Source organism: Microbacterium sp. NPDC076895, from assembly GCF_040687115.1.
Taxonomy (GTDB): Bacteria; Actinomycetota; Actinomycetes; order Actinomycetales; family Microbacteriaceae; genus Microbacterium.
Genome location: NZ_JBFBMQ010000001.1, coordinates 190,563 through 216,937 on the forward strand (window position 1 = coordinate 190,563; position 26,375 = coordinate 216,937).

Genomic DNA, 26,375 nt, shown 5'->3' on the forward strand with positions numbered 1-26,375 from the left:
CCATCACGAGACGGATCCACGGCGCTCCTGAGCGTCGAAGCTCCACCCCTGCACGCGGTGGATCATCGCCACCTTCGGATAGGTGCCGCCGGGTCGGCCGATCTCGAACAGATCGATCATCAGGAACAGCGGATAGTCGGGAGCCTGCGCGATCCGCCGCACGACGCTCGCCTCGCACCCGATGACGATCTCACCGCTCCCCCAGATCACCGTCCAGGTGTGTGGAGCACTCGCATCGAACGGCAACGTCACCTCGGCCATATCGGTACGCATCCGCGGATCATGATGCGCCTTCACACCAGTCCGCGCGACCGTGCTGTCACCGACGGCATCCGCATCGATCTCGAAGATGCAGATCTCTCCCGAGTCCTCCGGCGACAGATGCTCGGTTCCCACGAGCCAGGCCGCGAGCATGCATCCGTCATCACGCGTGGCCGACACGGTCAGGTCGACGCGTCCGCTCGAAGGATCAAACAGCAGCCGCAACGGCGTTTCGGTACGCACGCGCACGTCGTCGCGGTGACGGTGGGTTCCGGATGCCGACCCCACCGGCCCCGAGAAGGTGCCCGTCTGCAGATTCGACACCCGCAGCGGGGCATCCTCGTGCCGCCAGTCGAGCTGATCCTGCTCGATCCGCAGTTCGAGCCCCTCGGGGGTGATTCGGTAACGGGCCTCCGACCGATCCGGGGTCGTCCAGTGCGGCAAGTAGTGCGCCACCCAGCGCTCGGACGACAGATCACCCGAGAATCGGTCGTCGCGGTCGGGGCGCGATCCGGCGGCGGAGGCAGCAGTTCGACGACGGATGGATCGAAGCTCACGTCCCCAGCATCGCGCCGACGTCCGACATGACGCGCGCGGAGAGCCGGGCCGCGCCTCAGGTCGCGTTCCAGAGCGCCTGGTAGTACTGCATCCGTTCCGGATCGGGGTCGATGCCGTACGCGTCAACGAGCGCGTCTTCCCACCCGGGTCCATAGTTCCACTGCGTACTGAGCGCGGCCGACGCGAGGTCGCCCCACCGATCACCGATACCAAGCGAGCCGAGGTCAACGTGGCCCGACCAGGTGCCGGCATCCGAGATCAGCGTGTTCGGCGCGCACGCGTCACCGTGACATACGACGAGCCGGTCAACCGGCGGCGGCTCGTGCAGCGCTGCGGGAACACGGATGCCGCGCGCCGCCGCGGTCGCGAGGCGCCCGGGCACATCCCACCGGAACGGGCACTGCGCGACCGGCAGCGCATCGTGCAGTGCCCGCAGCCCCTGACCGATCGCCCGAACCGCCGTCGCGGGATCGGAGCGCCACCGCGGTGATACCGCACTCTCCCCCGCCAGTCCCTCGGTCACGAGCCACGCGTGGGTTTCGTTGCGTCCGAACTCGATGACCCGCGGCACGGGTGTGAACGGAGCGACCCACCGCAGCCGTTCAACCTCCGCCTCGACCGACCACTCGGCGTTGTGGGCCTCGTATTTGATGAAACGGGTGCTGTCGGCATCCGTCGCCCGAAAAGTCAGGCCGCCGAGGTCGTTGATCCAGGCCGGCGTAAGACGCGCGCCCTGCGCGAGGTCCCGCACCCGCGCCGGGATCGGGATGTCGGGCGCAGGGATGCTCATGCGCCTACGGTACGGGCGGACCGAGCGCTGGAGGATCAGCCCTCGACGTGCGCCGCGAGGTGGGCCAGGGTCTGCGCCCCTCCTTCTATCGCGTGATACTCCTCGACGGCCGTATCGCGCAGCTGCCGTGTTGGGAACACGGTCGAAAGTGTGACCCGCGTCTGCTCCCCGACCTCCTCGAACGTGAAGACCGAGTCGAACGCGTTCGGATCGCCCGCGTACTCACCGTGCAGCAGCACGATCCGCTCGGGCGGGGCGATCTCGCGCCACTGAATCCACTCGGCGTAGTCGGTGCCGTCGGGGCCGTGCATTGTGAAGACCCACGTCCCGCCCTCGCGAAAGTCGAACTCTCGCGTCGATGTCGTGAAGCCGTCCGGCCCCCACCACGCTGACAGGTGATCAACGCTCGTAAAGGCCGTGAACACCACCTCGCGCGGGGCGCTGACGAGCCGCTCGACCACGACCGTGCGGTCTGCTTCGGGCTCGGGGGCGGCGCCCGCGGCGGGCGTGTGCTGGTCAGTCATCCGTGTCTCCTTCATCTGTATTCCTCGTCGACGGATGCTGCGCCAAGCGCTGCACGTAAGCATCTAGTCGGTCGAAGCTGTCGTTCCAGAACTGCTCGAAGCCACCGGTCCACTCGTGGATGGGCCGCAAACCCTCGGCTTCCAGGCCGTACAAGCGCTGCTTGCCTGCACCACGGACCCGGACGAGCCCCACCTCCCGCAGCACGCGCAGGTGCTTGGACGTCTGGGGCTGCGTCATCTCGAGGTCGTCGGCCAGGTCGGCTACCGCCCGCTCTCCGTCACGCAGCAGCACCAGGATGTCGCGTCGCCGCGGCTCGGCAATCGCGTTGAAGGCGTCGGAGGTTGTCGCAGCTCGGGCCATGCCCCGATCATATGCCTATATGGGCAGATTATGCGATACCGAGTCGTCGACAATCGGAGTCGACCCGGCACGCGCCGCTCTCTGTGCCGAGATGTCAGCCATCCATCCGCTCGTCCGGGACGATGACCACCATCGCGATCTCGCTCTCAGACCACCCGCGCGACTCGAGTTCTGCAGACAGCGCCTGGCTGAAGACCTGGTGCGACCTCCTTCTGGCCAGGACCGTCGCCTCGGGCGCATCGTCGGCGTCGATCGCCTCGCACGCCTCGCGAAGATCGGCCCGCAGGCGAGACACCGTGGAGCTCCCGAACGCGGCGCGCAGATCCTCAACCGCGGGTAGACCCACCAACCAGCCGTTCACGCTATATCCGGACTCGGATCCGGTCGGCGGCCTGCGCCCACCCATGCCGCGTGCCACTGCCATCCGTACGACCGCCACCCCTGTCGCGGCGACCGCCAGAATGCCGACCGCGGTCGTCGGATAGATCGAAAACGCCGCTTGGTAGAGCGGCGAATCCATCCCCAGTGTGAGAGCGACGGCGATGCGTCCGGCCGAGAACGTGGCGTAACCCACGTTCACCAGCAGCAGCGTCAGCGCGCCGGTCTCACCGACGATCGGTGCGATGCGGGTCTCACGCGCCGTGAGTATGCACAGCAACAGAAGTGCAGCGACCTTCACGAGCGCCGAGACGGGGAGCCCGACGAACGCGGTCGTCGCTGCCACTGCCAACGCGGCGCCGGACACCACGATGGTGGCGCTGCGCAGTCGCCCCGACAGCGCACGAAGTGCCAGCAGAACCCCGCCGGGACCGAGCACCATGAACGTGTCACCGACCACGAGCGCGAGAAGGGTGCCCGTCGTTTCATAGATCGCGTACATCAACGTCGAGCCCACGGCGGCGATACCCGCAATGATGCTGAACCGAACGAACAGTTGCCCGCGTCCGGGCGAACCGATGCTGGGAAGAGTGGCGGCGATGATGACTCCCGCGACCGCGATGCAAATCACGAGCAGGATGCCGATCCACGCCATACAGCCCGCCCCCTTCTTGGTTTCGTCAGAAGCACCCAGGCCCGTCCGAGCTCATCCTAGGGAACAGCCGGACGACGAGGGCAGACACGATTTGGCCCGAACTGTAACCGCGAGACACGGACGCCACCACGTTCGTCGGTCGAAGATGGCATGATCGGTCGGCACGGATACGCGCGACAGGTGCGTGAACCGATGCGGAAGCAGGACATGACGAGCGACACGACTCCCGAACAGTTCACCGCCGCAGCGCGCGTAGCAGCGCTACCCGCCAACTACTGGGCGGCGATCGACCTCGAGGTCGCGCGCCTGAGCGCGCTCCCCGGACCCGCCATGATCGACGTGTCCAAGGGCAGCCCCGACCTCCCGACACCGCCGCACATCGTCGCGGCAATGCAGCGCGCCGTCGACGACCCGCGACACCATCGCTACAACGACTTCGCCGGCTACGCGGGCCTGCGAGAAGCGATTGCTCGCCGCTACAAGGCCGACCACGGTGTCGACCTCGACCCGCTCGCTCAGGTCATCGCCTTCAGCGGATCACACGAAGCGCTCATGGCATCCGTCCTCGCGCTCGCGAACCCCGGCGACACCGTGATCCTCCCCGACCCGGGGTATCCGATGTACGTCTCGGCGGTGGATCTCGCCGAGGCTCGCATCCAGACCCTGCCGCTGATCGAACCCGCCTACCTCCCCGACTATGCGGCACTCGATGACCTGACGACCGCGCGCCTGCTGCTTCTGAACTACCCGAACAATCCCACCGGTGCGATCGCCGACCGCAGCGTATTCGAGGGAGCCCTGGAGCTCACGCGCCGCGTCGGAGCGGCGTTCGTGCACGACTTCGCGTACTCCTCACTCGGCGACGGCAGCACCCGCCCGCTCTCGGCGCTGACTGTCGACCCCACTGCGGAACGCACCGTCGAACTGCAGACGCTCTCGAAGACCTACAGCATGGCGGGCTGGCGCGTCGGGTTCGCCGCCGGCAACCCCTCGATCATCGCCGCGATGCGCCGGTACCAGGCGCACGCCTTCAGCCTCATCTTCGGCGCGACACAAGAGGCCGCCGCGGCAGCCCTCGAGGGCGATCAAGACATCGTCTACGAGCTTGCGGCGATCTACCGGCGCCGCCGCGCAATCGTCACGGCGGGCCTCCGCGATATCGGCTGGGAGGTTGTCGGCGGCGAGGGCACCTTCTTCGTCTGGGCGCGTGTGCCCGGGGATGCCGCCGAGATTGCGGCACGCCTGCTCGAGGAATGCCGCGTCGCGGTGGCCCCCGGCGACGGCTTCGGCGAACGCGGGCGAGGACACATCCGAATCGGGCTCGTGCACGACGAGAGCATCTTGACCGAAATGATCGACCGCCTCCGAGGAGTCGATCTGCCCCGCTAACGAGGACCGCTTCCTCGCTGATCGCGTGGAGCATCGAGCCGACAATGCGCGCACCGCGTCGGTCCCGCTAATGTGATGCCGTGCGAAAGCTGATGGCGGCTGTTGCTGCGACGACCGGTCTGGTTCTCATGCTCTTCACCGGAGCGCCCGCGACTGCCAACGGCGGCTCTGGCCCGCTCGATGGCCTCGACTACGTGTCGCTCGGCGATTCGTACCAAGCGGGATTCGGCCTCACGCCCTACAGCAGCACAAGCCCGTTCGCTGGTGACCCGAACGGCTGCTACCAGGCTGACGGCAACTATCCGCACATCCTTGCCGCGGCATTCGGCCTGACGGTCAACGACCAAACGTGCTCCGGTGCGATCACGGCAAACATCGGCTACGGGTCGGCCACCGTGCCCGCGACCGCCACCAACGTCATCCTGCCGACGCTCCCCGACATCTCCACGCTCCAGGTGACTCTGTCGGGGATGACGGCACCCCAACTGCAGTCCGCCGGTCTCAGTGCCGACACTGACGTCGTCACCGTTGGAATCGGCGGCAACGATCTTGGCTTCTCGTCGATCGCGACAGCGTGCATGCGCCTGAGCGTCGACAGCGACCCCGCATACCTCGAGTACAAGGTAGGTGCGTTCGATAACTGCAAGGACTACTTCGACGACCCGGTCAACTACCCCTCCGCCTACCTGGCCGGCCGCATCGCCGACTCGGTTGCTCCCCGCCTCGCCGAGAGCTTCGCCGAGATTCGCGCCGCTGCGCCCAACGCGCAGGTGTTCGTTGTGGCCTACCCGCAGGTAGCGCCCAACGGCGCGACGGATGCCTGCTTCACCGCACCGACCACCCCCGATGCGGTCCCCTACAACGGCGTCGACCTGCAGTTCCTGCACGATATCGAACAGCAGCTCGACGGTGCCATCGAGTCTGCCGCGACCGCCGCCGACTTCACCTTCGTCTCCACCTGGGACCAGACGGCGGGTAACACCCTGTGCACCTCCGACCCGTGGATCAACGGCATCACGCTCTACATCAACAGCGGCTCGACCTGCGACCCCGGCTACTTGCCGGCCGACTCGGAAGCCTACGTGTGCGTGAAGCTCGGTGCGCTGCACCCCGACGAAGGCGGCGTGCTTGAGGTCGCCAACATCGTGCAGCAGGCTATCTCCACCACTATGGCGGTGACAGCCAGTGCGAGCGATGTCAGCCAGGGAGGCCAAGTCACCCTCTCGGGCGGCGGCTTCGCGCCAAACGAGACAGTTCAGATCGAGCTGCACTCGACGCCGGTGGTTCTCGCGTCGATCCCGGCTACCGGATCTGGCACCTTCTCGACGACCCTGACGATTCCGGCGAGTACAACCCCCGGCGCCCACACTCTCGTCGCGACAGGTCTCACCTCGGGACGCTCGTTCTCGACACCGATCACGATCACGGCATCGGGCTCATCGAGCGGCAGCGGAGCGTCAGTTCTCGCCGAAGGCGGAATGCGCACGGGTGCCCTGCAACTGCTGGGTCTCGTAGCCCTGATCGGCACGACGCTCGTCGCCGGCGGTGTGGCACTGATGCTGCGTCGCGGTCGCGTCACGAGCACGCGGCGCTGACCTCGTCATCCCGTCCCTCCCGCGCGGACGGGTGACGCCCACACCTCCCCGGGCAGGAGAGGATGGATGCCGTGAAACTGGCGATCGTTGGCCTCGTGCTGCTCCTGGCAGCAGCCACGGCGATCGCGACAGGCCTTGCCCGCCCCGACGACGCGCTGGTCGTCGCGGAACGGGTGTGGCCCATCCTCCTGTTCGTCGTCGCCGTGACGATCGTTGCCGAGCTCGCGGCGGCGGCCGGCGTCTTCGACGCCGCAGCACACCGGCTGTCACGCCTCGGCAAGGGACGAACTGCTGCACTGTGGGCGATGGTCGTCATCCTCGCCGTCGCCGCCACCGCGTTCCTATCTCTCGACACCACCGCGGTGCTTCTCACCCCGGTCATCGTTGCGGTCGTGCGGGCACGGCGCCTCGACCCGCTCCCGTTCGTGTTCGCAACCGTCTGGCTCGCGAACACGGCTTCCCTCGTGCTGCCGGTCTCGAACCTCACCAACCTGCTCGCTGCCGACCTGCTGCACCTCAGTCCGTGGGAATTCATCGCCCTCCTCGGCCCGTCGGCCGGGATCGCTATCGTGGCGACGGTCGGCGTGCTGGTGCTGTTCTTCCATCGACGTCTGCGCGGTTCCTACCCGGCGGTCTCGGCGCCCGAAGCGGCCGACCCGGTGCTGCTTCGCATCGCAGCGATCGTCGTCGTGGTGCTCTTGCCTCTTCTCGTGTCAGGGATACCTCCCTGGATCCCTGCGTCCGCGGCAGCGCTTGTTCTGCTCGGCGTCTTCGCCTGGCGGCATCCGCGGGCTGTGAGGTGGCGGCTCGTCCCCTTCTCGCTCGTGGTCTTCGCGGCCGGGCTCTTCTTCGCTGTCGGCATTCTCGAGACGCTCGGATCCGGCGCCCTGATCGGCTCGATCGCGGGCTCCGGCACCGACCTTCTATCGCTGTGGCGCCTCACCGGAACCGGACTCGTTTCGGCCAACCTCATCAACAACCTGCCGGCCTATCTGCTCGTCGAACCGGTAGCCGGCTCCCCCGAGCGTCTCGCGGCTCTGCTGATCGGCGTCAACGCGGGTTCACTCATCACGCCGTGGGCATCGCTCGCTACCCTGCTGTGGCATCAGCGGCTGCGAGCAGATGGCGTCGAGGTCAGCTGGACCCGATTCGTGCTCATGGGCCTGCTCGCTGCGCCGGTCGTCTCGCTGGCAGCTGTCATCCCTCTCGTGCGCTGAGTGGATCAGGACGTCACCCCTCGTTGCCTGCATCCAATCGACGGATCAACGTCACAGGCGCCGTAACCCGATACGACGCATCGATGAGCTCTGCGATCTCGAGCCAGTCGACGTCGGCGTCGAGGTCAAGCCCCAACCACCCCGACGGGCCCAGGTATGCCGGAACCCAGAACCGTGGATCCTGCCGAAGGGCCGGCTCGTCCACCGGGTCCGGCTTGATGAGAACCGCGGCATCGTGCCCAACCCACTCCCCGTCGATGCGCTGCGATCCGCCGAAGATACAGAACGTGCGCTTGGTGAAGAAGTGCGGCCGGCCGTGCGACACCTTCTCGTCGGAGCCAGGAAATCCGAGCGCAATCGCCCGAACGCGCCGGAGGTAGGGGTCTGCCTCGTCGAACATGATCGGATGCGCCACGCCCGACATCCTCCCAGCCAGGAACGACCGCCGCATCCGTCTCGTCTACGGCAACAGGTTCGGGATCGCGAGCTCACGCATCTGATCCCAGGGCTCTGTCCATCCCAGGCGATCGAACAGGCCGTCCAAGAGCATCGCGGTGAAGCCCCAGACCAGGTGCTCTCCCGTCGCGGTGCTCACCTGGAACGCGGGAGCACGGTGGGTGCGTGGGCCTCGATCGATGACGGTGCAGCCGCGGTTCGCAGGGTTGAGCAGGTCCGCAACCGGCGCCCGGAAGACCGCCGATGACTCGCCCACATCGACAGCTCGCACGGGCGACGGCTCACGCCACCACGCGAGGACCGGCGTAACGCGATGCGACGAGTACGGCAACGGCACCTCAGCGAGGGTGCCCAGCACATCGACACCGTCCGGGTCTACGCCGGTCTCTTCCTGAGCCTCGCGCAGAGCGGCGGCGACGGGACCGGCATCATCGGGCTCGAGCCTGCCCCCGGGAAAGGCGACCTGTCCCGCGTGCGAACGGAGCGTTGTCGCCCGGGCCAGCAGAAGCACATCGAGGTCCCGAGAGACGGCCGCAGCACTCGCGCGATGAGCGCTCGGGGCGTCATCCAGCACACCGAACAGGATGAGGACCGCAGCCCGCCGTGCGTCGGGGTCCTTCGGGAAACCGAGGAGCGCCGCCAGACTGTCACGCGGTCCGACCGCCGGATCTGTCGACACAAGATCGAGCAGCTGCCGACGGGCGCCGTGACGGTCAGCGGATGTCGCCACGTCACCGGAGTCGCCTGTCATCCGTCCAGGCTACGACGGGCGGGCCCGACCGGCATCGGTTGGCATCCTTTCGTTGACGGGCAGATGGCGGCTACCGACTATCGCGAAACGCCTCCACAAGGCCAGTCGCAGCTGCCGACCGCGCAAACACCGGAATGCGATCGATCGGCGCGGGAACGGAGATACGTGTTCCGCCAGCGAAACGCTCCCCCGTCCAGACGTCGACCCATTCCTCGTCGGGCAGGTAAACCGACCACGACTCGACGCCCGGCTCCAGCACGGGAGCGACCAAGAGGTCAGATCCCAGCATCCATTGCGTTCCCGTCCACACTCGCTCGTCAGTTGGCCAGTCGAAGAACAGCGGTCGCATGAGTGGACGGTCTGTCGCAATCGTCTGGCGAGCGGCCTCCGCGAGGTACGGAACGATGGCTTCCCGAAGCTTGACGAAGCGCCGTGTCAGCGGGATGACCCGTTCGTCACCGGACCGCTCTGCGACGTTCCACGGGGTACGGTCACGCGAGGGGAGACGGTGGTGGTTGAACTCAGAGTGGTACTGCATGATCGGCACGAACACCGACGCATTCATCGCCCGGATATACAGCTCGGCATCCGGGACATCGCCCGAGAACCCGGCAATATCCCACCCCCAGTAGACGATGCCGCTGGATGCCGCAGACAGTCCGGCGTTCATCGACCAGCGGAACGCCTCCCAGGTGCTGTTCTCGTCACCGGCCCAGAACGCGCCGTGCGCCTGCGACCCCGAGAATCCGGCACGGCTGAATGTCACCGGCGCCTTCCCGGCCGACCGCAGCAGTTCGCCGTACGACGCGGCGTAAGCGACCGGGAAGGTGTTGTTCTTCTCGTCGCCGGTTCGCCCGTCGAGGTAAACGAGTTCACTCCCCCACGCGTGTTCGCCGCCGTCGGTCTTGAACCCGTCGATGCCGACATCCTCGACGAGGTAACGGCGCTTATCGGTCCACCAGCGCGCCGCCCGCTCGTCGGTGAGATCCGGCATGAGGCCGAGCGGGAACCACCATCCCCGGTTGCGATACGGTCGCAGTCCGCCACGCGGGTCAGGCTCCCGGATGAGCACGTTCTCTGCGATCGCGGCGCGGGCATCGGCTGCCGCCTGCCCGACCGGATGCGGACGCATCTTGATCAGCGGAATCTGCCACAGGTGAACCGTGACGTCGCGACGGTGAAGTTCGTCGACCATGCCTTTCGGATCTGGCCACGCCCCCTCAGCCGGGAAGGTGAAATCCGAGAGTCGGTGAGGCGCACCATCAGCGGTGGGTTCGTATTGGGAATCGCGGAACGCGGTGAACGTCGACTCATCGCTCCACGCCTCGATCACGACCGATCCGACCGGGATGTCGTGCTCGCGGTGCAGATCCATCTGCCGCATGACCTCGGCTTGCGTGTTCCACTCGTTGCCACTGGCCCACAGGCGGAACACCCACGACGGCAACTCCGTCGCTCGTCCGACACCGTCGAGGAACCCGTGCAGCACCTCGACGGGCGTGCCGGCGAACAGGCGAAGCGGCACGGTCCCGTCGGGCCCTGTCTCGGCCTCGACAAGGATGCGGTCAGCCGCGGAAGCGCCGACGTCGAACCACACGCGCCGCGACGTGTCGACGTGGAATCCCCAGCCCGAGTCACCGACGACATGCGCGAAAGGCATCGGCATGTACGTCTTGCGTTCGGCGCCCTGCGACTTGTACTGCTCGAAGACCACAGAGTCCAGCCGGGTGCCGGTCTGGTCGAGAGCGTCGTATCGCTCCCCGAAGCCGACGACGCGCTCGCCCACCCGCAACGGCAACGCGAAGCGCACGCGCCACGCCCGGTCTCCGTCGTGGAGCACCTCGATACTTCCGGGAACGACTGTTGACAATCCGTTGACCGCCACAGCCTCGGGACGCGATTGCCACTGCGCTGCGCGGAATGAGAACCACCGGGTCTGCTCGTTCGCTCCGTTCTCCCGGATTGCTGAAAAGCGGTACCGGTATGACCCACCACTGCGCAGAGCGGGCGTCGTCACCTGCCATCCACCCGCCGAGCGCGCGAGGCGTGCGGCAGCTGAGGCGAGATGACCGCCATCTTCAACACGTCCGCGCGAGGCTCGCTGGACCCGCTCGAGCGGCAGTTCGGCGGTCTCGACCGTGCCATCGTCGCCGTGCCACTCCAGAACGCAGGTGACGGACATGGCCGCGGCATCCGTTCTGACGCCGAGCGTCGCTGTCGAACCCACGAGCGGGACGATCGGAGACCGCTGCTCAGTGTCGACAGCGTACGGGTGCCCCGAGCCTTTCGGGCGGTGACGGATCATCGTGAGCCTTCCTGAGCGTTGGAGTTCTGTGCGACGAGCGCGAGCGGTGTCGGGTCAATGGCGCCGAGTTCGATACCCAGTCGAAGGAACATCGCATGGCTCCACAGCAGGGGGGTGGCAACCGGGCCCCAGCGGTCGATCCATTCCTGACGCATTCCGGGAGCGATCAGGTGACCCCCCACTTGCTCGGGCAGGTCTCCAGCCGCGGTCGCAGTGTGGGCGGCCCATGCGAGCAGCTCCAGCGCACGGCCGCGATCGCCCGCGGCGAGATGGGCGAGACCGAGGAAGCAGCTGAGCAGGGGCCATTGCCCGCCACCGAAGAAGGTGTCGCCGAGGTAGCGGTGCACTCCGCCATCGACGGTGAGATGAGATTCGAGTACCTCGATCGTGCGCCGCCCCACGGCCGAGCGCGCATCGATCACGCCCAGGGGCGCGAGCGCCGCGGCGAGGCTGCCATCGACGGCACTCGATCCCACCCACTTCACGAGGTGGCCGTCCGATACTCCACGCTCCGCTATGAACTCCGCGATCGCGCGGGCCGCGGCGTCAGCAGCAACCCGGCGGTCGCCCGAGATGAGATCGGCGTCGGATGCTGCTCGCAATCCCGCCTGCACGCACGCGAGGGTCGAAATGTGTACGTGCTGAGAGTGCTCCTCCCACCAGTCGTAACAGGGCCGCTGCCAGGAGGCGACGAGATAGTCGACAGTGAGCTCAACGGCGCCGACGAACCGGTCGCCGGGCAGCCCGTGGCGGGCAAGATGAGCCGTCAGCGCCCAGACCCAGGTGCCATAGCCGTCGAGCTGGAAGTCCCACCACTCGTCGGAACCGTCGTCGCCGCTGAACGTGAACCGTGCCGGAAGCATGTGTGTCGCGGGCACAGGGCGGCCCTCGGCAGCCTGCGCGACGATCCCCTGAATCGCGTGGCGGCGCCTCTCGAGCGTGCTCGCACACCATTCGAAGAATGCTGTTGCCGACTGCGCCGCTCCCGACACCGATGCGGCATCGGCGATGAAGGAACCATCGCGCAGCCAGCTGTATCCGACATACGCCGAAAACGTGGGGCTCGCAGGATACGCCCCTTCGGGGGTCTGCAGGCTCGTGATGAGGCGGATGCTGTGCTCAGCAAGAGCAGCGAACGAGTCGGGACGGCTTGGCGTATTGGCCACGGGATCCTTCTATCTGTGAACGGGGCAGGTCGTGCGCCGGACACGGGTGCCGCACCTGGTCAAGGCAACCAGGCGCGGCACCGCGTGGTGTGGCTGCTACTCGAGGAGGCCGGTCACCTGATCGGCAAGCGCAGGAATGGCATCGTCGGCCGACGCGCGTCCAGCGGCGATCTCGCCGAGGGTGTTGGTGACGTCATCCTGGATCTCGGTCGCATTCGTACCGAGCTGCGGTGCCACTGCGATGTTCTCGAGCGCCTCGAAGACCGCTGCACGGTTCTCGGGCGGGGTGAGCTCGAGGTACGGCGCCAGGAGGGCGTCATCGCTGATTGCGGGCAGTTCCCACCCGCTGCTCAGGCGAACATCGACCATCGTCTGCGACGAGGTGAGGAATTCCGCCCACTTCTGAGCGGCCTCCTTGTGCTCCGAGTTCGCCGAGACCACAGCGGCGTTCGAGAACACCGCGCTGGCCTTCTGCACGTCACCCGGCTCGACGGCGATGTCCCAAGCGAAGGGAAGGTCACCGACGAGGCTGATCATCCAGATCCCGGTGTGCCACATGGCCAGCTTGCCGTCCTTGAACAGGTTGGAGTCGAAGTCGGGGGTGCCGGCTCCGTCCTCAGCGGTCGGCATCACCGTTCCGGACTTCCCGGCGAGCCAGTTCGCCGCGCGCAGACCAGCCTCCGAGTCGAACGCGGCAGCGCTGTTGTCGGCGTTGAGGAAGTCACCACCGGCCTGCTGCACGGTCTTGTAGTACTCGTAGTAGCTGATCGGCTGGTAGTCACCCCAGACACCGGCGGCGGTGTCGGTGAGGGCCTCGGCCGCGGCCATCTCGTCGTCCCAGGTCCAGTCGGCAGTGGGATACTCGAGGCCCGCAGCGTCGAACAGATCCTTGTTGTAGAACAGCACGACATCCGAGAACGACGTGGGAAGCCCGTACTGCGCCCCATCAACGGCGTAGGTCTCGAGCACAGAGGTCCGGTATGCCGATGCGTCGACATCCGTCAGTTCTGCCAGCGCCCCGCTGGCCTGGATGTTCGGGAAGCTCCCTGCATCGACGTCGAACACGTCGGCCTGCGTACCAGCAGCGAGGTCAGTCTGCAGCTGCGTGAAGTAGTCCGAATACGGAGCAGTCGTGACCTCGACGGTGATGTCGGGGTTCTCGGCCTCGAACGCGTCGACGATCGTCTGAAGGTTCTCTTCGTTCCCGCCGTTGGAGATGAAGTTCGAGTAGGTGATGGTGACGGGACCGCTGTCGGTTCCGCCGTCGCCGGATGCCGAGCATCCTGCCAGCGCGAGTGCACCGACGGCTGCCATCGCCGTCGTCGCTACGAGTGTCTTTTTCATGTGATCGGGATCTCCTTCGATTCGGATGGATGGTGAGGGGTTCGGGTGGCCTATTTCAGGCCGGTCCCGGCAACGCCCTGAACGATGTATTTCTGGGCGAAGACGTAGAGAGCGAACATCGGGATGATGCTGATGACGGATCCCGCCATGAGCACGTCCCACTGCGTGGAGTACTGACCCTGGAGGCTGGACAGCGCGACGGGCAGGGTCTGCAGCAGGGGGTCGCGCAGGATGATGAGCGGCCACAGGAAGCTGTTCCAGGTGTTCAGGAAAGCGAACACCGCGAGGGTCGCGAGGGCCGGTCGGATGAGGGGCAGCATGATCTGGAAGAAGATGCGGAAGTGGCCAGCACCGTCGAGGGTCGCAGCCTGGTCGAGGTCGTAGGGCACCGTGCTCATCGCCTGGCGCAAGAGGAACACCCCGAAGGCTGACGCGATCGTCGGGAGGATCGCCCCGAGATACGTGTTGATCAGTCCAAGCGTGCGCATCTCCGCGAACAGCGGCACGATGAGCACCTGGAACGGGATCATCATGGTCGCCAGGTACAGCAAGAAGACGAGGTTTCGGCCGGGGAACGGCATCCGGGCGAACACGTACGCCGCCATGGAACTGGTCACCAGCTGCAGGAGCGTGCTCACGACCGCGATGAGGATCGAGTTGACGATCACGCGGGCGAACGGAACGGAGCTGAACAGCTGGAAGTAGGGCTCGAACGACGGGTTCTCGGGGATGAGCTGCGGAGTCACCGTGAGGCTCGCACCAGGAGTGATCGAGGTCACGACTGTCCATAGGAACGGGAAGAGCATGACCAGCCCACCCGCGATGAGCAACACGTAGATGGACGTCGTGCGGATCGTCTTAGTCATAGTTCACCCACTTCCGCTGTCCGTAGAACTGGATGAGGGTGACCACGAGGATCACGATGAACAGAAGCCACGAAAGGGCGGATGCCATCCCCGCCTGTCCGTAGCGGAATGTCAGGTCGTACACCTCGAGCACGACGACTTGTGTGGCGTTGTTGGGGCCGCCAGCGGTCATGACATAGACCTGATCGAAAACCTGAAAGCCGTTGATCAGCGAGAGCACGATGACGAAGAAGGTGGATGGCGAGAGCATCGGCATCGTCACGTGAACCAGTCGCTGCCACCAATTCGCTCCGTCGAGCTCAGCAGCCTCGTAGAGGTCGGCGTTGATCGATTGAAGTCCCGCCAGCAGGATCACCATGACGAACCCGAGATCCTTCCACGCCGATGCGAGGATGATCGAGGGCATCGCCCAGGCGGGGTCTGCCCACCATCCAGGCCCGTCGATGCCGAACCAGGCAAGCACGGTATTGACCACACCCGTGCTGGGGTTCAGCAGCCACCGCCACACGAGCGCGACCACGACCCAGCTGGTGATGACCGGCAGAAAGTACACACCGCGCAGCAGAGAGCGGCCCTTGAGCTTGCTGTTGAGAGCGAGCGCGAGGGCAAGGCCGCCGACGTAGACCAGCGGCAGGTAACCGACGATGTAGTACAGGGTGTGCAAGAACGCTGCGCCGGTGGCGGGGTCGGTGAGCAGGTCGGCATAGTTGTCGAGGCCCACCCACTCCATCGGACCGATGAGGTTCCAGGAGTGAAGACTTGTCCACCCGGCGGAGATCATGGGGCCGAAGACGAAGGCCAGCAGCGGGATGAGGCTCGGCAGCAGGAATACGAGCACCGTCAGGGTGTACTTCGCCCGCTTCCCACGCGGTGGGGTTCGCCTCTGCGTCCCACCGCCCCGCACGCGCAGAGCGTCGGCGGCATCCGTCGACGCCGAGCGCAACGGAACAGTCGTCACCGATTCACCTCGAGGGACGTGACGAAACGTTCGCGAACGAGACGGCCCTGCTCACCCGAGACGCCGTGCGCGTCAAACGGCGTCGCGAGGACGAGCGCGGCAGCACCCTGTGCCCACCGGTCATCCAGCCACCGCTCCACGGCGACGGGAGTGCCGCGCTTGCCTGGAACGAGCGCTCCGCGCAGCGCCTTCTCGAACGAATCTGACCAGTAGTGCCACGCCTCAACTCCCTCACCGGACAGCACGACCACATCCGGATCAAAGAGGTTCACCGCACCGGCGAGAGCGCGGCCGAAGGTGTGACCCGCGTGCGCGAAGATCTCTCGGGCGTCAGGATTGCCGGAATCGGCAAGCGCGCGCAGCTCATCGATTCCCTCGTGCGCCCCCAGTAGCCGGATCGAACGAGCGTCATTGACCAATGCGCCCTGACCGACGATCGCCTCGAGGCATCCGCGATTCCCGCACTGACAGAGCGGGCCGTCCTCGCGAACGGGCATGTGGCCGAGATCGCCCGCGCCGCCTGCTCTGCCGCGCACGATGGCGCCGTCGGCGATGATTCCCGCACCGACACCGTTTCCGACGGTGACGACGAGCACGTTGTCTGATCCGCGACCTTGGCCGAAGAGGTGCTCAGCCACACACAGGGCGTTGACGTTGTTCTCGACGACAACGGGCAGTTCCAAACCGCGCCGCAACAGGTCTCCGAGGGGCACCTGGTGCCATCCCAACTGGGTCGAGTCCACAATGCCGACTCCCTGCTCGGCAACCGTTCCAGGCAGACCCACGCCGATGCCGAGGATCGAGGCGGCGCTGCCGTTCGCGATGAAGGCACGGATCAGGTCGATGAGCGTGGATGTCGCGACCGGAGACACCGCATCGAATTCGGCAGTTTCAGAGCGAGCGACGACACCATCGATTCCCACCTCGACGATCGCGACGTGGTCTGGCGCGACCTTGACGCCGAGGGCCGTCAGCCCACGGGCCACGATGCCGAGTCGACGTGCGGGGCGTCCACCGCTACTGGCGACTTCCAGCTCTTCGACCAGGCCCTCGGTCAGGAGGTCTCGCGTGAGCTGGGTAACAAGGGCCGGAGACACGTCGAGTGCCCGGGCAAGCTCGGCACGGGATGCGGGGCCCTGGCCGCCGAGATGCGCAAGGATCGCCGTCCGGTTGACATCCGCCGTGGATCGATTGACCTTCGCCACGTCACTCCCTTGTGATCACCCAGTTCCGTCACAACTTTGTTAAGTCGTGAATTAACCATAGAAGTAATCACACTCGACTGTCAACTGGTCAGACAGTCGCCGCACAATAGCGCGCGAGGATCGACGTCTCGGGCGACGCCCGAGCAACCGTCCCGCCTCCGAAGGCCCGAACGCACCCCTTAGGAATGCGCGCTGGTCGAGCTCCACCCGGAGAGTCGGCGCTGCTCGAATGCATCGATCAGGATGTCGAGGGCGAAGCCGAACTCGGCATCCGCATCGCACTGCCCTGCCGCGCCCGGTGCTGTCATCGCCATGCGCACGATGTGGGGAAACGATGCCGCGAAAGACGCCAGCGCGGCATCCTCGGACACGAGCTCGCCTCCCGATTCCGCCGCAGCCTCGGATGCCGAGGGCGTCGGAAGCACGTCGTGCGTGAACCCCCACATGCGGGTGCTGAGCGTGTGCATGGCGTGATGGACGAGATCCGCCGACAGGCCCCCACGGAACATGATCCCCATGAGCCGGTCCATGTACGCGAGCACAACCGGGGAGGCGAGGGTGCGTGTCTGAATCGCCTCGAACGACCACGGATGGGACATCATCGTCGCCCGCGCAGCAAGAATCTGCTCACGCAGCACGTCGCGCCAATCTGCGCTCGAACCGGCGTCGCTCACACCGGACAGAGCGGAAGACGGGTCAGGCTCTGCAAGCTCGGGCGCCATCTGGATGACGAGCCGATCGAACATGAGGTCGATCAGCTTCTCGCGATTGTCGACGTGCTTGTAGAGCGCCATCGGTGTCACCTCAAGCGCCTGTGCGAGGCGCCGCATTGTCATCGCCTCGAGCCCTACGTCGTCTGCCAGCTCGACAGCAGCCGCCGTCACACTCTGCGTCGTGAGCGCGCCACGGGAACTCGCCGCTGTCACGATGCCCCCCGCGGTCGCGAAGATTCACTGCGGATTCGCGAGGAACTTGACATGTATACAGCGTACACCTACAGTCGTCGACAGCGCGGTATACCGCGTATACCAGCTCGCAGAAATGAGATCACAATGCCTCGAATCCGCGCCCTCGCCCTCTGGGCCGGCTCCCTCTACCTCGTGACCCATGTCACCTCCGTCGCCGCAGCATTTGCCTACGCCGAGGGCATTGGCCAGTCATCCGCTGGGCTGCTGCGCACCGGGATCACCCTCGAGCTGATTCTTGCGATCGCGTGCGTCGCGAATGGCACCGTGCTGCTGGCTGCCCTGCGCCGTTCCGGACCGGCAGCTGCCTACACCTTCGCCGGCCTGCGCACGCTCGAAGGCTCGATCATCGCCGCCGGCATCCTCCCCATGCTCACGCTCGTCTTCGTCCTCTCCGGCTCCATCCCGGGAGCCGACGTCGCAATCGCACCCTCTCCCGACACGTCGATCGTCGCCAGCCTGGTGGGGATGCACGCGGCATCATTCCTCGTCGGACAGGGACTCGTCATCGGCGTGAACACCCTCGTGCTGTCGTGGCTGCTGTGGCGCTCACGCGCCGTCGTGCGCGGAATCCCGGTTCTCGGTGCCGTCGGCGCATCCCTCGTCTTGGTCTCCGACCTTGCACAGCTGTTCGGGATCATCGACCAGACGAACGTGCTCGCCGGCCTTGCTGCGGCACCGATCTTCGCCTTCGAGCTGTGGTTCGCGGGCTATCTGCTGTTCGTCGGATTCCGTCCGAGCGTCGAGCGCGCGCAACTGGACTAGGAAGACACTTCCCGGTCGACCATGTCATCTGCGTGCGCGGCAACCCAGTCCATGAGCGGGCCGAGGCGCAGCATCAGGTCGCACCCGAGCTCCGTGAGCGAATACTCGACGCGCGGAGGAACCTCGGGGTACGAGGTGCGCTGCACCAAGCCATCGCCTTCGAGGGTCTTGAGTGTCGTGGCGAGCATCTTCTCGCTGATGCCGTCAATGCTGCGGCGCAGCTCTCCCCACCGCGCTGTGCCGTCGCCAAGCGTCAGCAGCACGAGGACGCCCCATTTCGACATCACGTGGTCGAGGACGACCCGAGTGGGGCAGGCCGCAGAGAAAGCCTGCTCCCGAACGTCGCGTATTTCCGCAAGACTTACTGACACGTGGGTACCTTACGAAAAAGTGGGTACCGTAGGCAAGGAATGCGCAATTTCGAATCCAGGTTTCTGATCACGAGCGCCGAAGCGGCGTCACGATCGAAAGGATTCACCATGACCATTCTCGTTACGGGCGCCTCCGGACATCTCGGCGGCCACGTCGTCACCGCACTCCTCGAGCGCGGCGTTGCGGCATCCGACATCGTCGCCGGCGTACGCACGCCCGACAAGGCAGCTCCTCTGGTCGACCTCGGCGTGCGCGTCGCGCCGCTGAACTACGCCGAGCCCGCCACGATCGATGCCGCCCTCCAGGGCGTTGATCGCGTCCTGCTGATCTCGGGTTCCGAGGTCGGATCCCGGCTCGCAGGTCACCTCAACGTCATCGAAGCGGCGAAGAAGGCCGGCGTCGAGAAGTTCGTGTACACGAGTGCGCCGAAGGTGACATCCGCGGACTACGCACTCGGCGCCGAGCACCGCGCGACGGAGGAGGCGATCGCTGCCGCGGGCCTTCCTGCCGTCATCCTGCGCAACAACTGGTACCACGAGAACTACACGCAGGACGTCCTCGGAGCGGCCGCGTCCGGCGTCATTGCCGCAGCGGCTGGCGAAGGGCGCGTTGCCAGCGCGAGCCGCCGCGACTACGCCGAGGCTGCCGCTGTCGTTCTCACCGAGGACGGACACGCCGGTGAGGTCTATGAGCTCGCCGGCGACGTGGCGTGGACATACGACGAGCTCGCGGCGGCGGCAAGCGAAATTCTCGGCAAGGATGTTGCGTACGTCTCGCAGTCTGCTACTGACAAGCAGGCTCAGCTCGAGCAGTTCGGTCTTCCCGCCGATGTCGCCCAGTTCGTTGTGGGAATCGACCTCGCGATCGCCGACGGCGTTCTCGCCGATACCGATGACACGCTCGCTCGCCTGATCGGGCGGCCGACGACGCCGCTTGTCGAGGGCCTTCGGACGGCGGTCGCCGAGGCGCAGCCGGCCGCGTGAGGCCTCGCGGGTCCGGCACTCCCCCGCCGGACCCGCGTCGTCACTCGATCGCTCGCACCGGTTGACGAAGAATCGTCTTGAGCTTCTCGGGAGCGACGCGACGGGGATCACTGAGGTAGATCTCGTGGTGCGGCCCGTTGAATGTCAAACGCTGCGCCGGCATGAGTTCGGCGTGAAGGCGATGCAGCGTCGGGGTTTCCGCCTCGTACGAGCCGACGTGAAGAATCTGGAGAGACAGCCCCTCGTCGATCGTGACCGCACTCACCCGGCCGATCGGAAGCTCCGGCTTCTTGCGTGCTGCCGTCTCGAGTGCGGCACGGATGTCGGCATCCGTCACCGCCGGCGGCAACGGGATCAGCATCGTCCAGTCCCACGCCTCCTTGCGGCGGTCCGCAAAGCTCGACGGGTCGTCGCTTGACCACAGCCCCTCAAGCGGGCCGACCACGACATCGTCACCCGTGCGGCCCCGGAAGGCGAACTTGATGGCATACCCCGACGCGTAGAGGGCGCTCACGGCATCCGTGTACGCGGGTGACGTGTTGGGGTCGCCGTGACCGTCGATCGCGAGGTAGGTCATCGGCGGAACCGTCACGCGCGTGAAGTCCTGCCTCCCGGGCGCGTAGAGGTCTTTCCGATCCTTCTTGAGGTCGTACTTCACGCGCTCTCCCCCACGGCCGCGGTCGACCGCGCGGCAGCACGGCGGACCACGAGTGCCCCAACGAACCCGAGCAGGAGGAACACCGTCGCCACCAGCAGCGACCAGCGGGTGGCATCCGCGAAGCCGTTCGACAGTGCCGTCACTGCCGCCGCGGTCTGGTCACCGAGCGGGCTGCTCGCGCCCTCGACGCGCAACTGACTGATCGTCGTCCCCGCGGACTGCCGTGTGGTGTCGGCGAGCTGGGTGGCGGTCGGCCCGGTAATGCCAGCATCCGTCAACGCGGCCGGCAGCGTGAGCGCGAGGGCAACCGCCAGCGCCGCTCCCGCGAACGCGGTTCCGAGGGCCGACCCCACCTGCCGCACGGTGCTCTGGGTGGCAGATCCCTGACCTGAGACGTCAACCGGCACATCCTGCAACACCGTGCCGGTCAATTGTGCGGATGCCAGCCCCAGGCCCAGGCCGTAAACGACCAGCGGGATCGCGACAATCCACCCCGAGCTGTCACCGGTGATCAGCAGCGCCAGCACAGCGACGCCGGCTACCTCGAGCGCGAGTCCGATCAGCACCGTCCCGGGCGAGCCGAAACGCGCCGCGAGGTGACGCGCCGAGGCGCCCGAGAAGAAGGCGCCGAGCGCCATGGCGGCAAGGACCAGGCCCGCACCCATGACATCCAACCCGAGCGCGTTCACGAGGTAGAGAGGCAGGACGAAGATGATCGCGAACTCCCCCACCGCGACCATGGCTGCCGTGACGTTGCCCCAGGTGAAGGTCGGCAGGCGGAAGAGGTTCAGATCCAGGATCGCCGACCGTCGTACCTTCTCGCGGTGACGCTCCCACAGCACGAACAGCACGAGAGCCACGACCGCCACGGCGAACGCGATGGGGACCACCGACACCGGAGCGTCCGCCGGCCACTGCCACCCGAAGATCGAGAACTCGCCCGTCGGTGCCCACCAGCCCAGCTGGGGCCCTTCGATCACGGCGAAGACCAGTGCGCCGAAGCCGATGGCGCTCAGAAGCGCACCGTCGACATCGGCTCCCGGTCGACCCTTCGCGCCCTTGGTCTCGGGGACCGTCAGCAGCCCCGCAATGAAGACTGCCGCACCGAGGGGGATGTTCACGAGGAAGATCCAGTGCCACGAGGCCCACTGGGTGAGAGCGCCACCGGCCAGCGGGCCGATGGCTGCAGCTCCCGAGATCACTGCACCCCACACGCCGAAGGCCGCGCCGCGGTACTTACCGCGGAACACCGCGTTCACGGTCGACAGCGTCGAGGGCATGATCAGCGCCGCGCCGATCGCTTGCACAGCGCGCGCCGCGATCAACGGGCCCGCAGCATCCGCCATCGCCGCCAGGATGCTGCCGCCGACGAAGACGACGAGACCCACCTGGAACAGGAGCTTGCGTCCCCACCTGTCGGCGAGCTTGCCCGTCGAGAGCAGGAGCGCTGCCAGCAGAACCGCATAGAGGCTGTTGACCCACTGCGCGTCGGTGAGGTCCAGGCCGATGTCGGCGATGATGACCGGAAGCGCGACGCCGACGATCGTGCCATCGAGCACGATCAGGCCGAGCCCCGTCGACAGGACCGCGAGGGCCAGCCATTCGCGGCGGGTGGGTGGTGTCACGCGAAGATCGGTGCTGGTGCTCACGATCCGAGCCTGGCACAGCGGACGCACCCCGACAACGCGCGCCCGGCGATCGATGGGCACCTGTTCCGACCTACCGAGATACAGCGGTTTCGGGCCGTGCCGTTCGATCCGGGGACCTGACGGTTACCCCTGGGCACGTCGTTGTGGGTCGAGAAACATAACACCCGCCGGATGTCTGGCGCAAGCATCACGGGTTCACGACGCGGCAGCACCAGGGGGAGGAAGGATGGTGCCGCCGCGCCGTGGTCTTCGCGGTCTATACCGGCCCGGCAATCAGAGTGACCGTCGCGGACTGCGTGGCGCCCGACGTGTCGGTCCACGTGACCGTGACGGAGTCTCCGGGGTCATATCCCTCGAGGATGGCACTCAGGGAGTCGACGTCGGTGACCGCTGCCCCGTTGATCGCGGTGATCGTGTCGCCCCCGGCCAGTCCAGCCTGTTGAGCTGGAGTGCCTTCGTACACACCCGAGATCGTGACACCGTCCTCCGCCGTTGTGGACGTCTCGGACCAGGTCGATCCGCCCCCGCCCTGCCGCGTGCGCGAGCCGGGAACAGCGACCTGCGTCATGGAGGCCGTTTGCGCGATTCCGACACCCAAGAACGCGGGATACCCGAGGGCAACGCCGTCTGACTCATCTCCCGCAAGGATCTGGTCCACGATGGCAAGGGCATTGTCGATGTCGATTGCGTATCCGACCCCGCCACGGCTCGAGGCCGCCGTTGTCATGCCGATCACCTCTCCTTCGGCATCCAGCACGGCGCCTCCCGAGTCGCCCGAGACGACATCCGCGGCGATCTCGATCGTCCCCTCGAGCGTCTCGCTGTCGACGGTTCCCTCGGCGGCCGTGGTCACACTCGCATCGAGCGCGGTGATCTTGCCGTCGGCGGCCATCAGGATGCCGCCGCCTTCCGCGTTCCCGACGGCGGTGACCTCGTCTCCGACGGCTTCGGCCTCGTCATCGTCGAGGGTCACCGTCGCGAGGCCCGATGCGCCCTCGAGTTGGAGCAGCGCGACATCGTCTTCGGCATCCGTGCCGACGACCGTCGCGGTGTAGCTCGCCCCGGTGCTGGCGATCGTGACCGTGATCTCGGTCGACGACTCGACGACGTGGTTGTTGGTGAGCACGAGTCCGTCGCTGGTGAGCACCATGCCGGTTCCGGCCGCCGCCGCGGACGAGTAGCCGAGGACCGTATCGATGAGTACCACCCCGGTGGATTCGTCCGCGGTGGCCTCCGTTGCGTCAGCCACCGTCGTCGTCGACGATCCGTAAGCGTCAGCACTGTATCCGTACGTCGACGATCCGTTGCCCGAACCGGACCGCGGCGTGGCGCTGGAGGTTCCTCCCATCGTTCCGGGATACCCCACAACGGCCTCGCTTGATGCCGACGGACCCCTCGGTGCGGCACTCGCTGCGTATGGGATAGCGAACGCCGCTGCAACCATGACGGTGCACGCGGTGAGCCCTGCCATCGTGCTCTTCACCGAGCGCCGTCGGTACCAGGGGGCGGGTTCGACGTTGACAGGGGGATCGGTTACCGGTGCTGCACTGTGGTCCATGGTGACTCCTCGCTCTCGAGGACCATCACACCGAAACGGTCCATGAGCGAGCCCGCAGTCAGTTCAGGATCACCTATGGATCCGGGATCACCGATGGATGCAGGTCACTGCGTGAAGGCGGGGACCTCGACAGGGGCGGCGAGACCGATGAAGCCGACGATCTGGTGGCCACCGGGGTTCGTCTGCAGGGGGACTTCTTCCCAGTTATTCGCGACCCAGAGGTTCCCAGACGGGTCGACGATCAGTCCCGTGTTGCGAACGAGCCCGTCGAAGCCATAGCCGGTGTCGTCGGGGGAGATCGCATCGCCCGTCGATAGCGTGCCCGGGCAGGTCTCGGGCGCTGTGCCGCAGAAGGCGGACACCCGCTGGTCAGCGAAGTTCGCGACCCACACGTTTCCATCGCCGTCGGTCGCGATACCCCATGGTCGGGTCACTCCGCCGCCCGCGAACGGCCCTGTCACCGTCTGGCCGTCGGCAGAGATCAGTGCCACGGAGCCGGTCGGACCCGACGAGATCGGGCGATCCGGGCACGGCAGTGTCGTCGAGCCGGAATTCGCAACCCAGACGTTGCCATCGGCATCCGCTGCCACCCCCATCGGGAGGACGAACGCGTCACCGGTCAGCGGCGCACCGCCGACGAGCGTGCCGTCGTAGTTGAACACGGCGACCGAACTGTTCGCGATGCCGCTCACCACGACATGGCTGCCTGTATCGACGACGCTGAAGGCCTGCTCAAGCCCCGGGTCGAGCGTCTTTGCCTGCTCGGGGTCACCCTGTGGGTAAACCGTCACGGTGCCGGTTTGGCAGTTCGCGGTCCACACGTCGCCGGATGCCGTGACATCCATTCCCTGCGGCCACGCGAGATCGCCCGCCGTGAACCCGGTTGTGGCAGGCGAGAGCGGCTCCCCATCGATCGTGAACAGCGACAGGCTGTTGTGCGGGGGCTGCTCAGCGCATCCTTCGCCTGCGAAACCAAAGTTGCTCAGCCACAGCTGACCCGATGGGTCGAAGGCGATCCCGAACCCAGAGCCGCTGAGTCCACCGCCGGGGTACTTTCCGACCATCTGCCCGTCGGGCGAGAACTTCAGCACGAGGTCGCTGGCGCAGGTGGGCTGCTGCGGATCGCTGTTGTACTCGTAGTTGTTGTTGACCCACACGTTGCCATCGGGGTCGACCGCGAATGCTCCCGGACCGTCGAGGGTCTGGCCATCGCCGTCGAAGCGCAACGCGAGGGTCCAGGCCGAAGGCTCCTCGGTCAGACCCGGCCGGTCGCCGGCGACGACCAGAGACAGATCGTAGAGAGTCGACGCCGCTGCACTCGGGTCACGAGCGATCGCCGAGAACGCCCGGAATGTGTCGACCGGTCGCTCGTCGGCGCGCGCGCCAGCCGCGTCGATCAGAGTCGTGCAGGCATCCGTGTCGAGCACACACGCGCTCAGCGTGTTCGCCAGCGACGTGAACGACGCGAGGGCCGTGGTTTCGGTGCCGTTGGGCGACGAGGTGAGCACCGCGCCGTAGGCACCGGTTTCGGCATCCACGAGGTTCGCGGCCATGAGCGCAGCGTTTGGAAGGCCCGGGTCAGGCCCCGTGACACCCGCGTGTCCCGCGAACTGCGCGAGCGCATACCCGGTGGCCACGGTGGTCCGTTCGTTGAGCACCACGGTTTCGGCATCCGCGGAGACGATCGCCGCGAACGTCGCCGTGTCGGTCGATGCGCTGGCCCCGGGAGCGGAGGCCACGACGTACACGAGCGATGTCGCCCGCTCGATGCTGCGGAGGTCGATCGAGAAGCTGCCATCACTGTCAGACGCGGTCGCCGCAATGCGCTCGGCCGGATCGTCCTCGGTGCCTGCCTGCCACACCGAGACGCTCCAGCCGGACGCCGAAGCGCCATCGACGACGGGGGCGACTGTTCCGGAGAAGGATGCCGCACCGAACGGGGAATCGTCGCTCGCCCAGCATCCGGCGAGGGTGAGTGCGGAAGCTGTCACGGCGGCGGCGGCGGCCGCCAGGGTGCGGGAAACCAGTCTCGGTCGCATCACAATCACTTCGTCGGGTCTGCGGGTCCGCGTGCGCGGCAACCCTAGCAGGGCGCGCTATGCCACCGATCGAGCAGGAATCAAGAAGCGCGGGGCTGCCCGATCCCCGTATGTTCGGTGTCACCGGCACCAGAAGGGAACCACGATGGCCGACAAGCGTGACACCTCAGCGGATGGCTTCAGCGACGCCGAACGCGACGCAATGAAGCAGCGCGCAGCGGAACTGCGCGAGCAGGCGGCGGGCGGAACGGGCTCGGCCAAAAAGAAGAAGGAAGCCCAGGCGTGCGTCGATGCCATCGCCGCACTCACGGGCACAGACAAGGCCGTCGCCGAGCTGCTCCACCGGATCGTTCAGGATGAGGCTCCCCACCTCGACCCGAAGACCTGGTACGGATTCCCCTCGTACGCACGCGACGGGAAGGTCGTCGTGTTCTACCAGCCGGCGTCGAAGTTCGACACGCGCTACGGCAGCATCGGATTCAACGAGGATGCTCTGCTCGATGACGGCGCGATGTGGGCGACGGCCTTCGCCGTTGTCGAGGTGACCGACGAGGTGGAAGCCACCCTGCGCGATCTCGTGCACCGCGCCGCCGGCTGACGCGCGCGT

General features: G+C 66.6%; 25 protein-coding genes. 6 read left to right on the top strand and 19 right to left on the bottom strand.

Going from position 1 to position 26,375, the window contains the following annotated elements:
* Positions 1-3: 3 nt before the first annotated feature.
* The 5 genes from AB0O89_RS00960 to AB0O89_RS00980 form a co-directional block, all read right to left on the bottom strand.
* Complete coding sequence (locus AB0O89_RS00960; protein WP_363493395.1) at positions 4-717, bottom strand: hypothetical protein; 714 nt, start codon at positions 715-717, stop codon at positions 4-6.
* 157 nt (positions 718-874) lie between these two features.
* A complete protein-coding gene (locus AB0O89_RS00965; RefSeq protein WP_363493397.1) occupies positions 875-1,609 on the bottom strand; it encodes an aminoglycoside 3'-phosphotransferase in 735 nt (244 codons plus the stop codon).
* Between the two features lie 35 nt (positions 1,610-1,644).
* Entirely contained in the window at positions 1,645-2,133 is a 489-nt protein-coding gene (locus AB0O89_RS00970; protein ID WP_363493399.1) for an SRPBCC family protein, read from the bottom strand.
* Positions 2,126-2,494 (bottom strand): metalloregulator ArsR/SmtB family transcription factor, encoded by a 369-nt coding sequence (locus AB0O89_RS00975; protein WP_363493401.1) that lies wholly within the window; start codon positions 2,492-2,494, stop codon positions 2,126-2,128. The genes AB0O89_RS00970 and AB0O89_RS00975 overlap by 8 nt, the downstream gene beginning before the upstream one ends.
* 94 nt (positions 2,495-2,588) lie before the next feature.
* Entirely contained in the window at positions 2,589-3,527 is a 939-nt protein-coding gene (locus AB0O89_RS00980) for a hypothetical protein (protein ID WP_363493403.1), read from the bottom strand.
* 207 nt (positions 3,528-3,734) lie between these two features.
* On the opposite strand from AB0O89_RS00980, the gene AB0O89_RS00985 reads away from it, so the two are divergent.
* The 3 genes from AB0O89_RS00985 to AB0O89_RS00995 all read left to right on the top strand — a co-directional run bounded on the left by AB0O89_RS00985 (position 3,735) and on the right by AB0O89_RS00995 (position 7,728).
* The gene (locus tag AB0O89_RS00985; protein ID WP_363493405.1) at positions 3,735-4,916 is read left to right on the top strand and encodes an aminotransferase class I/II-fold pyridoxal phosphate-dependent enzyme; all 1,182 of its coding nucleotides are present in this window, start codon (positions 3,735-3,737) and stop codon (positions 4,914-4,916) included.
* An 80-nt stretch (positions 4,917-4,996) separates the two neighbouring features.
* Positions 4,997-6,511, top strand: a complete 1,515-nt coding sequence (locus AB0O89_RS00990) for an SGNH/GDSL hydrolase family protein (protein WP_363493407.1) — start codon at positions 4,997-4,999, stop codon at positions 6,509-6,511.
* A 62-nt stretch (positions 6,512-6,573) separates the two neighbouring features.
* Positions 6,574-7,728 carry an SLC13 family permease gene (locus AB0O89_RS00995; protein WP_363493409.1) on the top strand — a complete coding sequence of 385 codons (1,155 nt, stop codon included), beginning with the start codon at positions 6,574-6,576 and terminating at the stop codon, positions 7,726-7,728.
* Positions 7,729-7,741: 13 nt separating this feature from the next.
* Here AB0O89_RS00995 and AB0O89_RS01000 read toward each other — a convergent pair whose 3' ends face one another.
* From AB0O89_RS01000 to AB0O89_RS01040, 9 genes are all read right to left on the bottom strand, one after another.
* Positions 7,742-8,143, bottom strand: coding sequence for an MmcQ/YjbR family DNA-binding protein (locus AB0O89_RS01000; protein ID WP_363493411.1), 402 nt, complete (start codon positions 8,141-8,143; stop codon positions 7,742-7,744).
* 45 nt (positions 8,144-8,188) lie between these two features.
* Entirely contained in the window at positions 8,189-8,935 is a 747-nt protein-coding gene (locus tag AB0O89_RS01005; RefSeq protein ID WP_363493413.1) for a CoA pyrophosphatase, read from the bottom strand.
* A gap of 70 nt (positions 8,936-9,005) precedes the next feature.
* Entirely contained in the window at positions 9,006-11,240 is a 2,235-nt protein-coding gene (locus tag AB0O89_RS01010; protein ID WP_363493415.1) for a TIM-barrel domain-containing protein, read from the bottom strand.
* Positions 11,237-12,406, bottom strand: a complete 1,170-nt coding sequence (locus AB0O89_RS01015; protein ID WP_292708277.1) for a glycoside hydrolase family 15 protein — start codon at positions 12,404-12,406, stop codon at positions 11,237-11,239. The genes AB0O89_RS01010 and AB0O89_RS01015 overlap by 4 nt, the downstream gene beginning before the upstream one ends.
* Before the next feature lie 96 nt (positions 12,407-12,502).
* A complete protein-coding gene (locus AB0O89_RS01020; RefSeq protein WP_292708275.1) occupies positions 12,503-13,750 on the bottom strand; it encodes a sugar ABC transporter substrate-binding protein in 1,248 nt (415 codons plus the stop codon).
* A gap of 50 nt (positions 13,751-13,800) precedes the next feature.
* Positions 13,801-14,616 (bottom strand): carbohydrate ABC transporter permease, encoded by an 816-nt coding sequence (locus AB0O89_RS01025; protein WP_363493418.1) that lies wholly within the window; start codon positions 14,614-14,616, stop codon positions 13,801-13,803.
* Positions 14,609-15,574: a sugar ABC transporter permease gene (locus AB0O89_RS01030; RefSeq protein ID WP_292708273.1), complete on the bottom strand. Its 966-nt coding sequence runs from the start codon at positions 15,572-15,574 to the stop codon at positions 14,609-14,611. Before AB0O89_RS01030 ends, AB0O89_RS01025 begins: the two co-directional genes overlap by 8 nt.
* A complete protein-coding gene (locus tag AB0O89_RS01035) occupies positions 15,571-16,779 on the bottom strand; it encodes an ROK family protein (RefSeq protein WP_363493421.1) in 1,209 nt (402 codons plus the stop codon). The genes AB0O89_RS01030 and AB0O89_RS01035 overlap by 4 nt, the downstream gene beginning before the upstream one ends.
* 179 nt (positions 16,780-16,958) lie before the next feature.
* Entirely contained in the window at positions 16,959-17,705 is a 747-nt protein-coding gene (locus AB0O89_RS01040; RefSeq protein ID WP_363493423.1) for a TetR/AcrR family transcriptional regulator C-terminal domain-containing protein, read from the bottom strand.
* Positions 17,706-17,831: 126 nt separating this feature from the next.
* On the opposite strand from AB0O89_RS01040, the gene AB0O89_RS01045 reads away from it, so the two are divergent.
* Positions 17,832-18,509 carry a DUF4386 domain-containing protein gene (locus AB0O89_RS01045; RefSeq protein ID WP_363493425.1) on the top strand — a complete coding sequence of 226 codons (678 nt, stop codon included), beginning with the start codon at positions 17,832-17,834 and terminating at the stop codon, positions 18,507-18,509.
* Here AB0O89_RS01045 and AB0O89_RS01050 read toward each other — a convergent pair.
* Complete coding sequence (locus tag AB0O89_RS01050) at positions 18,506-18,880, bottom strand: helix-turn-helix domain-containing protein (protein WP_363493427.1); 375 nt, start codon at positions 18,878-18,880, stop codon at positions 18,506-18,508. The two genes, AB0O89_RS01045 and AB0O89_RS01050, sit on opposite strands and share 4 nt — an antisense overlap.
* 108 nt (positions 18,881-18,988) lie before the next feature.
* Between AB0O89_RS01050 and AB0O89_RS01055 the strand changes: the two genes are divergently transcribed.
* On the top strand, positions 18,989-19,864 hold the full coding sequence (locus AB0O89_RS01055) for an SDR family oxidoreductase (protein WP_363493429.1): 876 nt from the start codon (positions 18,989-18,991) through the stop codon (positions 19,862-19,864).
* Between the two features lie 40 nt (positions 19,865-19,904).
* On the opposite strand, the gene AB0O89_RS01060 is transcribed toward AB0O89_RS01055, so the two are convergent.
* From AB0O89_RS01060 to AB0O89_RS01075, 4 genes are all read right to left on the bottom strand, one after another.
* A complete protein-coding gene (locus tag AB0O89_RS01060) occupies positions 19,905-20,522 on the bottom strand; it encodes a GyrI-like domain-containing protein (protein WP_363493431.1) in 618 nt (205 codons plus the stop codon).
* Entirely contained in the window at positions 20,519-22,171 is a 1,653-nt protein-coding gene (locus tag AB0O89_RS01065) for an MFS transporter (protein ID WP_363493433.1), read from the bottom strand. The genes AB0O89_RS01060 and AB0O89_RS01065 overlap by 4 nt, the downstream gene beginning before the upstream one ends.
* A gap of 256 nt (positions 22,172-22,427) precedes the next feature.
* Positions 22,428-23,729, bottom strand: a complete 1,302-nt coding sequence (locus AB0O89_RS01070; protein ID WP_363493435.1) for a trypsin-like peptidase domain-containing protein — start codon at positions 23,727-23,729, stop codon at positions 22,428-22,430.
* Between the two features lie 104 nt (positions 23,730-23,833).
* Complete coding sequence (locus AB0O89_RS01075; protein ID WP_363493437.1) at positions 23,834-25,768, bottom strand: NHL repeat-containing protein; 1,935 nt, start codon at positions 25,766-25,768, stop codon at positions 23,834-23,836.
* 145 nt (positions 25,769-25,913) lie between these two features.
* Here AB0O89_RS01075 and AB0O89_RS01080 point away from each other — a divergent pair, with 145 nt between their 5' ends.
* Positions 25,914-26,366, top strand: a complete 453-nt coding sequence (locus AB0O89_RS01080; protein ID WP_300590682.1) for a hypothetical protein — start codon at positions 25,914-25,916, stop codon at positions 26,364-26,366.
* Positions 26,367-26,375 lie beyond the last annotated feature (9 nt).

What these genes read in the sequence shown, in the direction of transcription:
- AB0O89_RS00965 (WP_363493397.1), bottom strand. Translation starts at nt 1,609, where the DNA reads ATGAGCATCCCTGCGCCCGACATCCCGATCCCGGCGCGGGTGCGGGAC.
- AB0O89_RS00970 (WP_363493399.1), bottom strand. Translation starts at nt 2,133, where the DNA reads ATGACTGACCAGCACACGCCCGCCGCGGGCGCCGCCCCCGAGCCCGAA.
- AB0O89_RS00975 (WP_363493401.1), bottom strand. Translation starts at nt 2,494, where the DNA reads ATGGCCCGAGCTGCGACAACCTCCGACGCCTTCAACGCGATTGCCGAG.
- AB0O89_RS00980 (WP_363493403.1), bottom strand. Translation starts at nt 3,527, where the DNA reads ATGGCGTGGATCGGCATCCTGCTCGTGATTTGCATCGCGGTCGCGGGA.
- AB0O89_RS00985 (WP_363493405.1), top strand. Translation starts at nt 3,735, where the DNA reads ATGACGAGCGACACGACTCCCGAACAGTTCACCGCCGCAGCGCGCGTA.
- AB0O89_RS00995 (WP_363493409.1), top strand. Translation starts at nt 6,574, where the DNA reads ATGGATGCCGTGAAACTGGCGATCGTTGGCCTCGTGCTGCTCCTGGCA.
- AB0O89_RS01005 (WP_363493413.1), bottom strand. Translation starts at nt 8,935, where the DNA reads ATGACAGGCGACTCCGGTGACGTGGCGACATCCGCTGACCGTCACGGC.
- AB0O89_RS01010 (WP_363493415.1), bottom strand. Translation starts at nt 11,240, where the DNA reads ATGATCCGTCACCGCCCGAAAGGCTCGGGGCACCCGTACGCTGTCGAC.
- AB0O89_RS01020 (WP_292708275.1), bottom strand. Translation starts at nt 13,750, where the DNA reads ATGAAAAAGACACTCGTAGCGACGACGGCGATGGCAGCCGTCGGTGCA.
- AB0O89_RS01025 (WP_363493418.1), bottom strand. Translation starts at nt 14,616, where the DNA reads ATGACTAAGACGATCCGCACGACGTCCATCTACGTGTTGCTCATCGCG.
- AB0O89_RS01045 (WP_363493425.1), top strand. Translation starts at nt 17,832, where the DNA reads ATGCCTCGAATCCGCGCCCTCGCCCTCTGGGCCGGCTCCCTCTACCTC.
- AB0O89_RS01055 (WP_363493429.1), top strand. Translation starts at nt 18,989, where the DNA reads ATGACCATTCTCGTTACGGGCGCCTCCGGACATCTCGGCGGCCACGTC.
- AB0O89_RS01070 (WP_363493435.1), bottom strand. Translation starts at nt 23,729, where the DNA reads ATGGACCACAGTGCAGCACCGGTAACCGATCCCCCTGTCAACGTCGAA.
- AB0O89_RS01075 (WP_363493437.1), bottom strand. Translation starts at nt 25,768, where the DNA reads ATGCGACCGAGACTGGTTTCCCGCACCCTGGCGGCCGCCGCCGCCGCC.
- AB0O89_RS01080 (WP_300590682.1), top strand. Translation starts at nt 25,914, where the DNA reads ATGGCCGACAAGCGTGACACCTCAGCGGATGGCTTCAGCGACGCCGAA.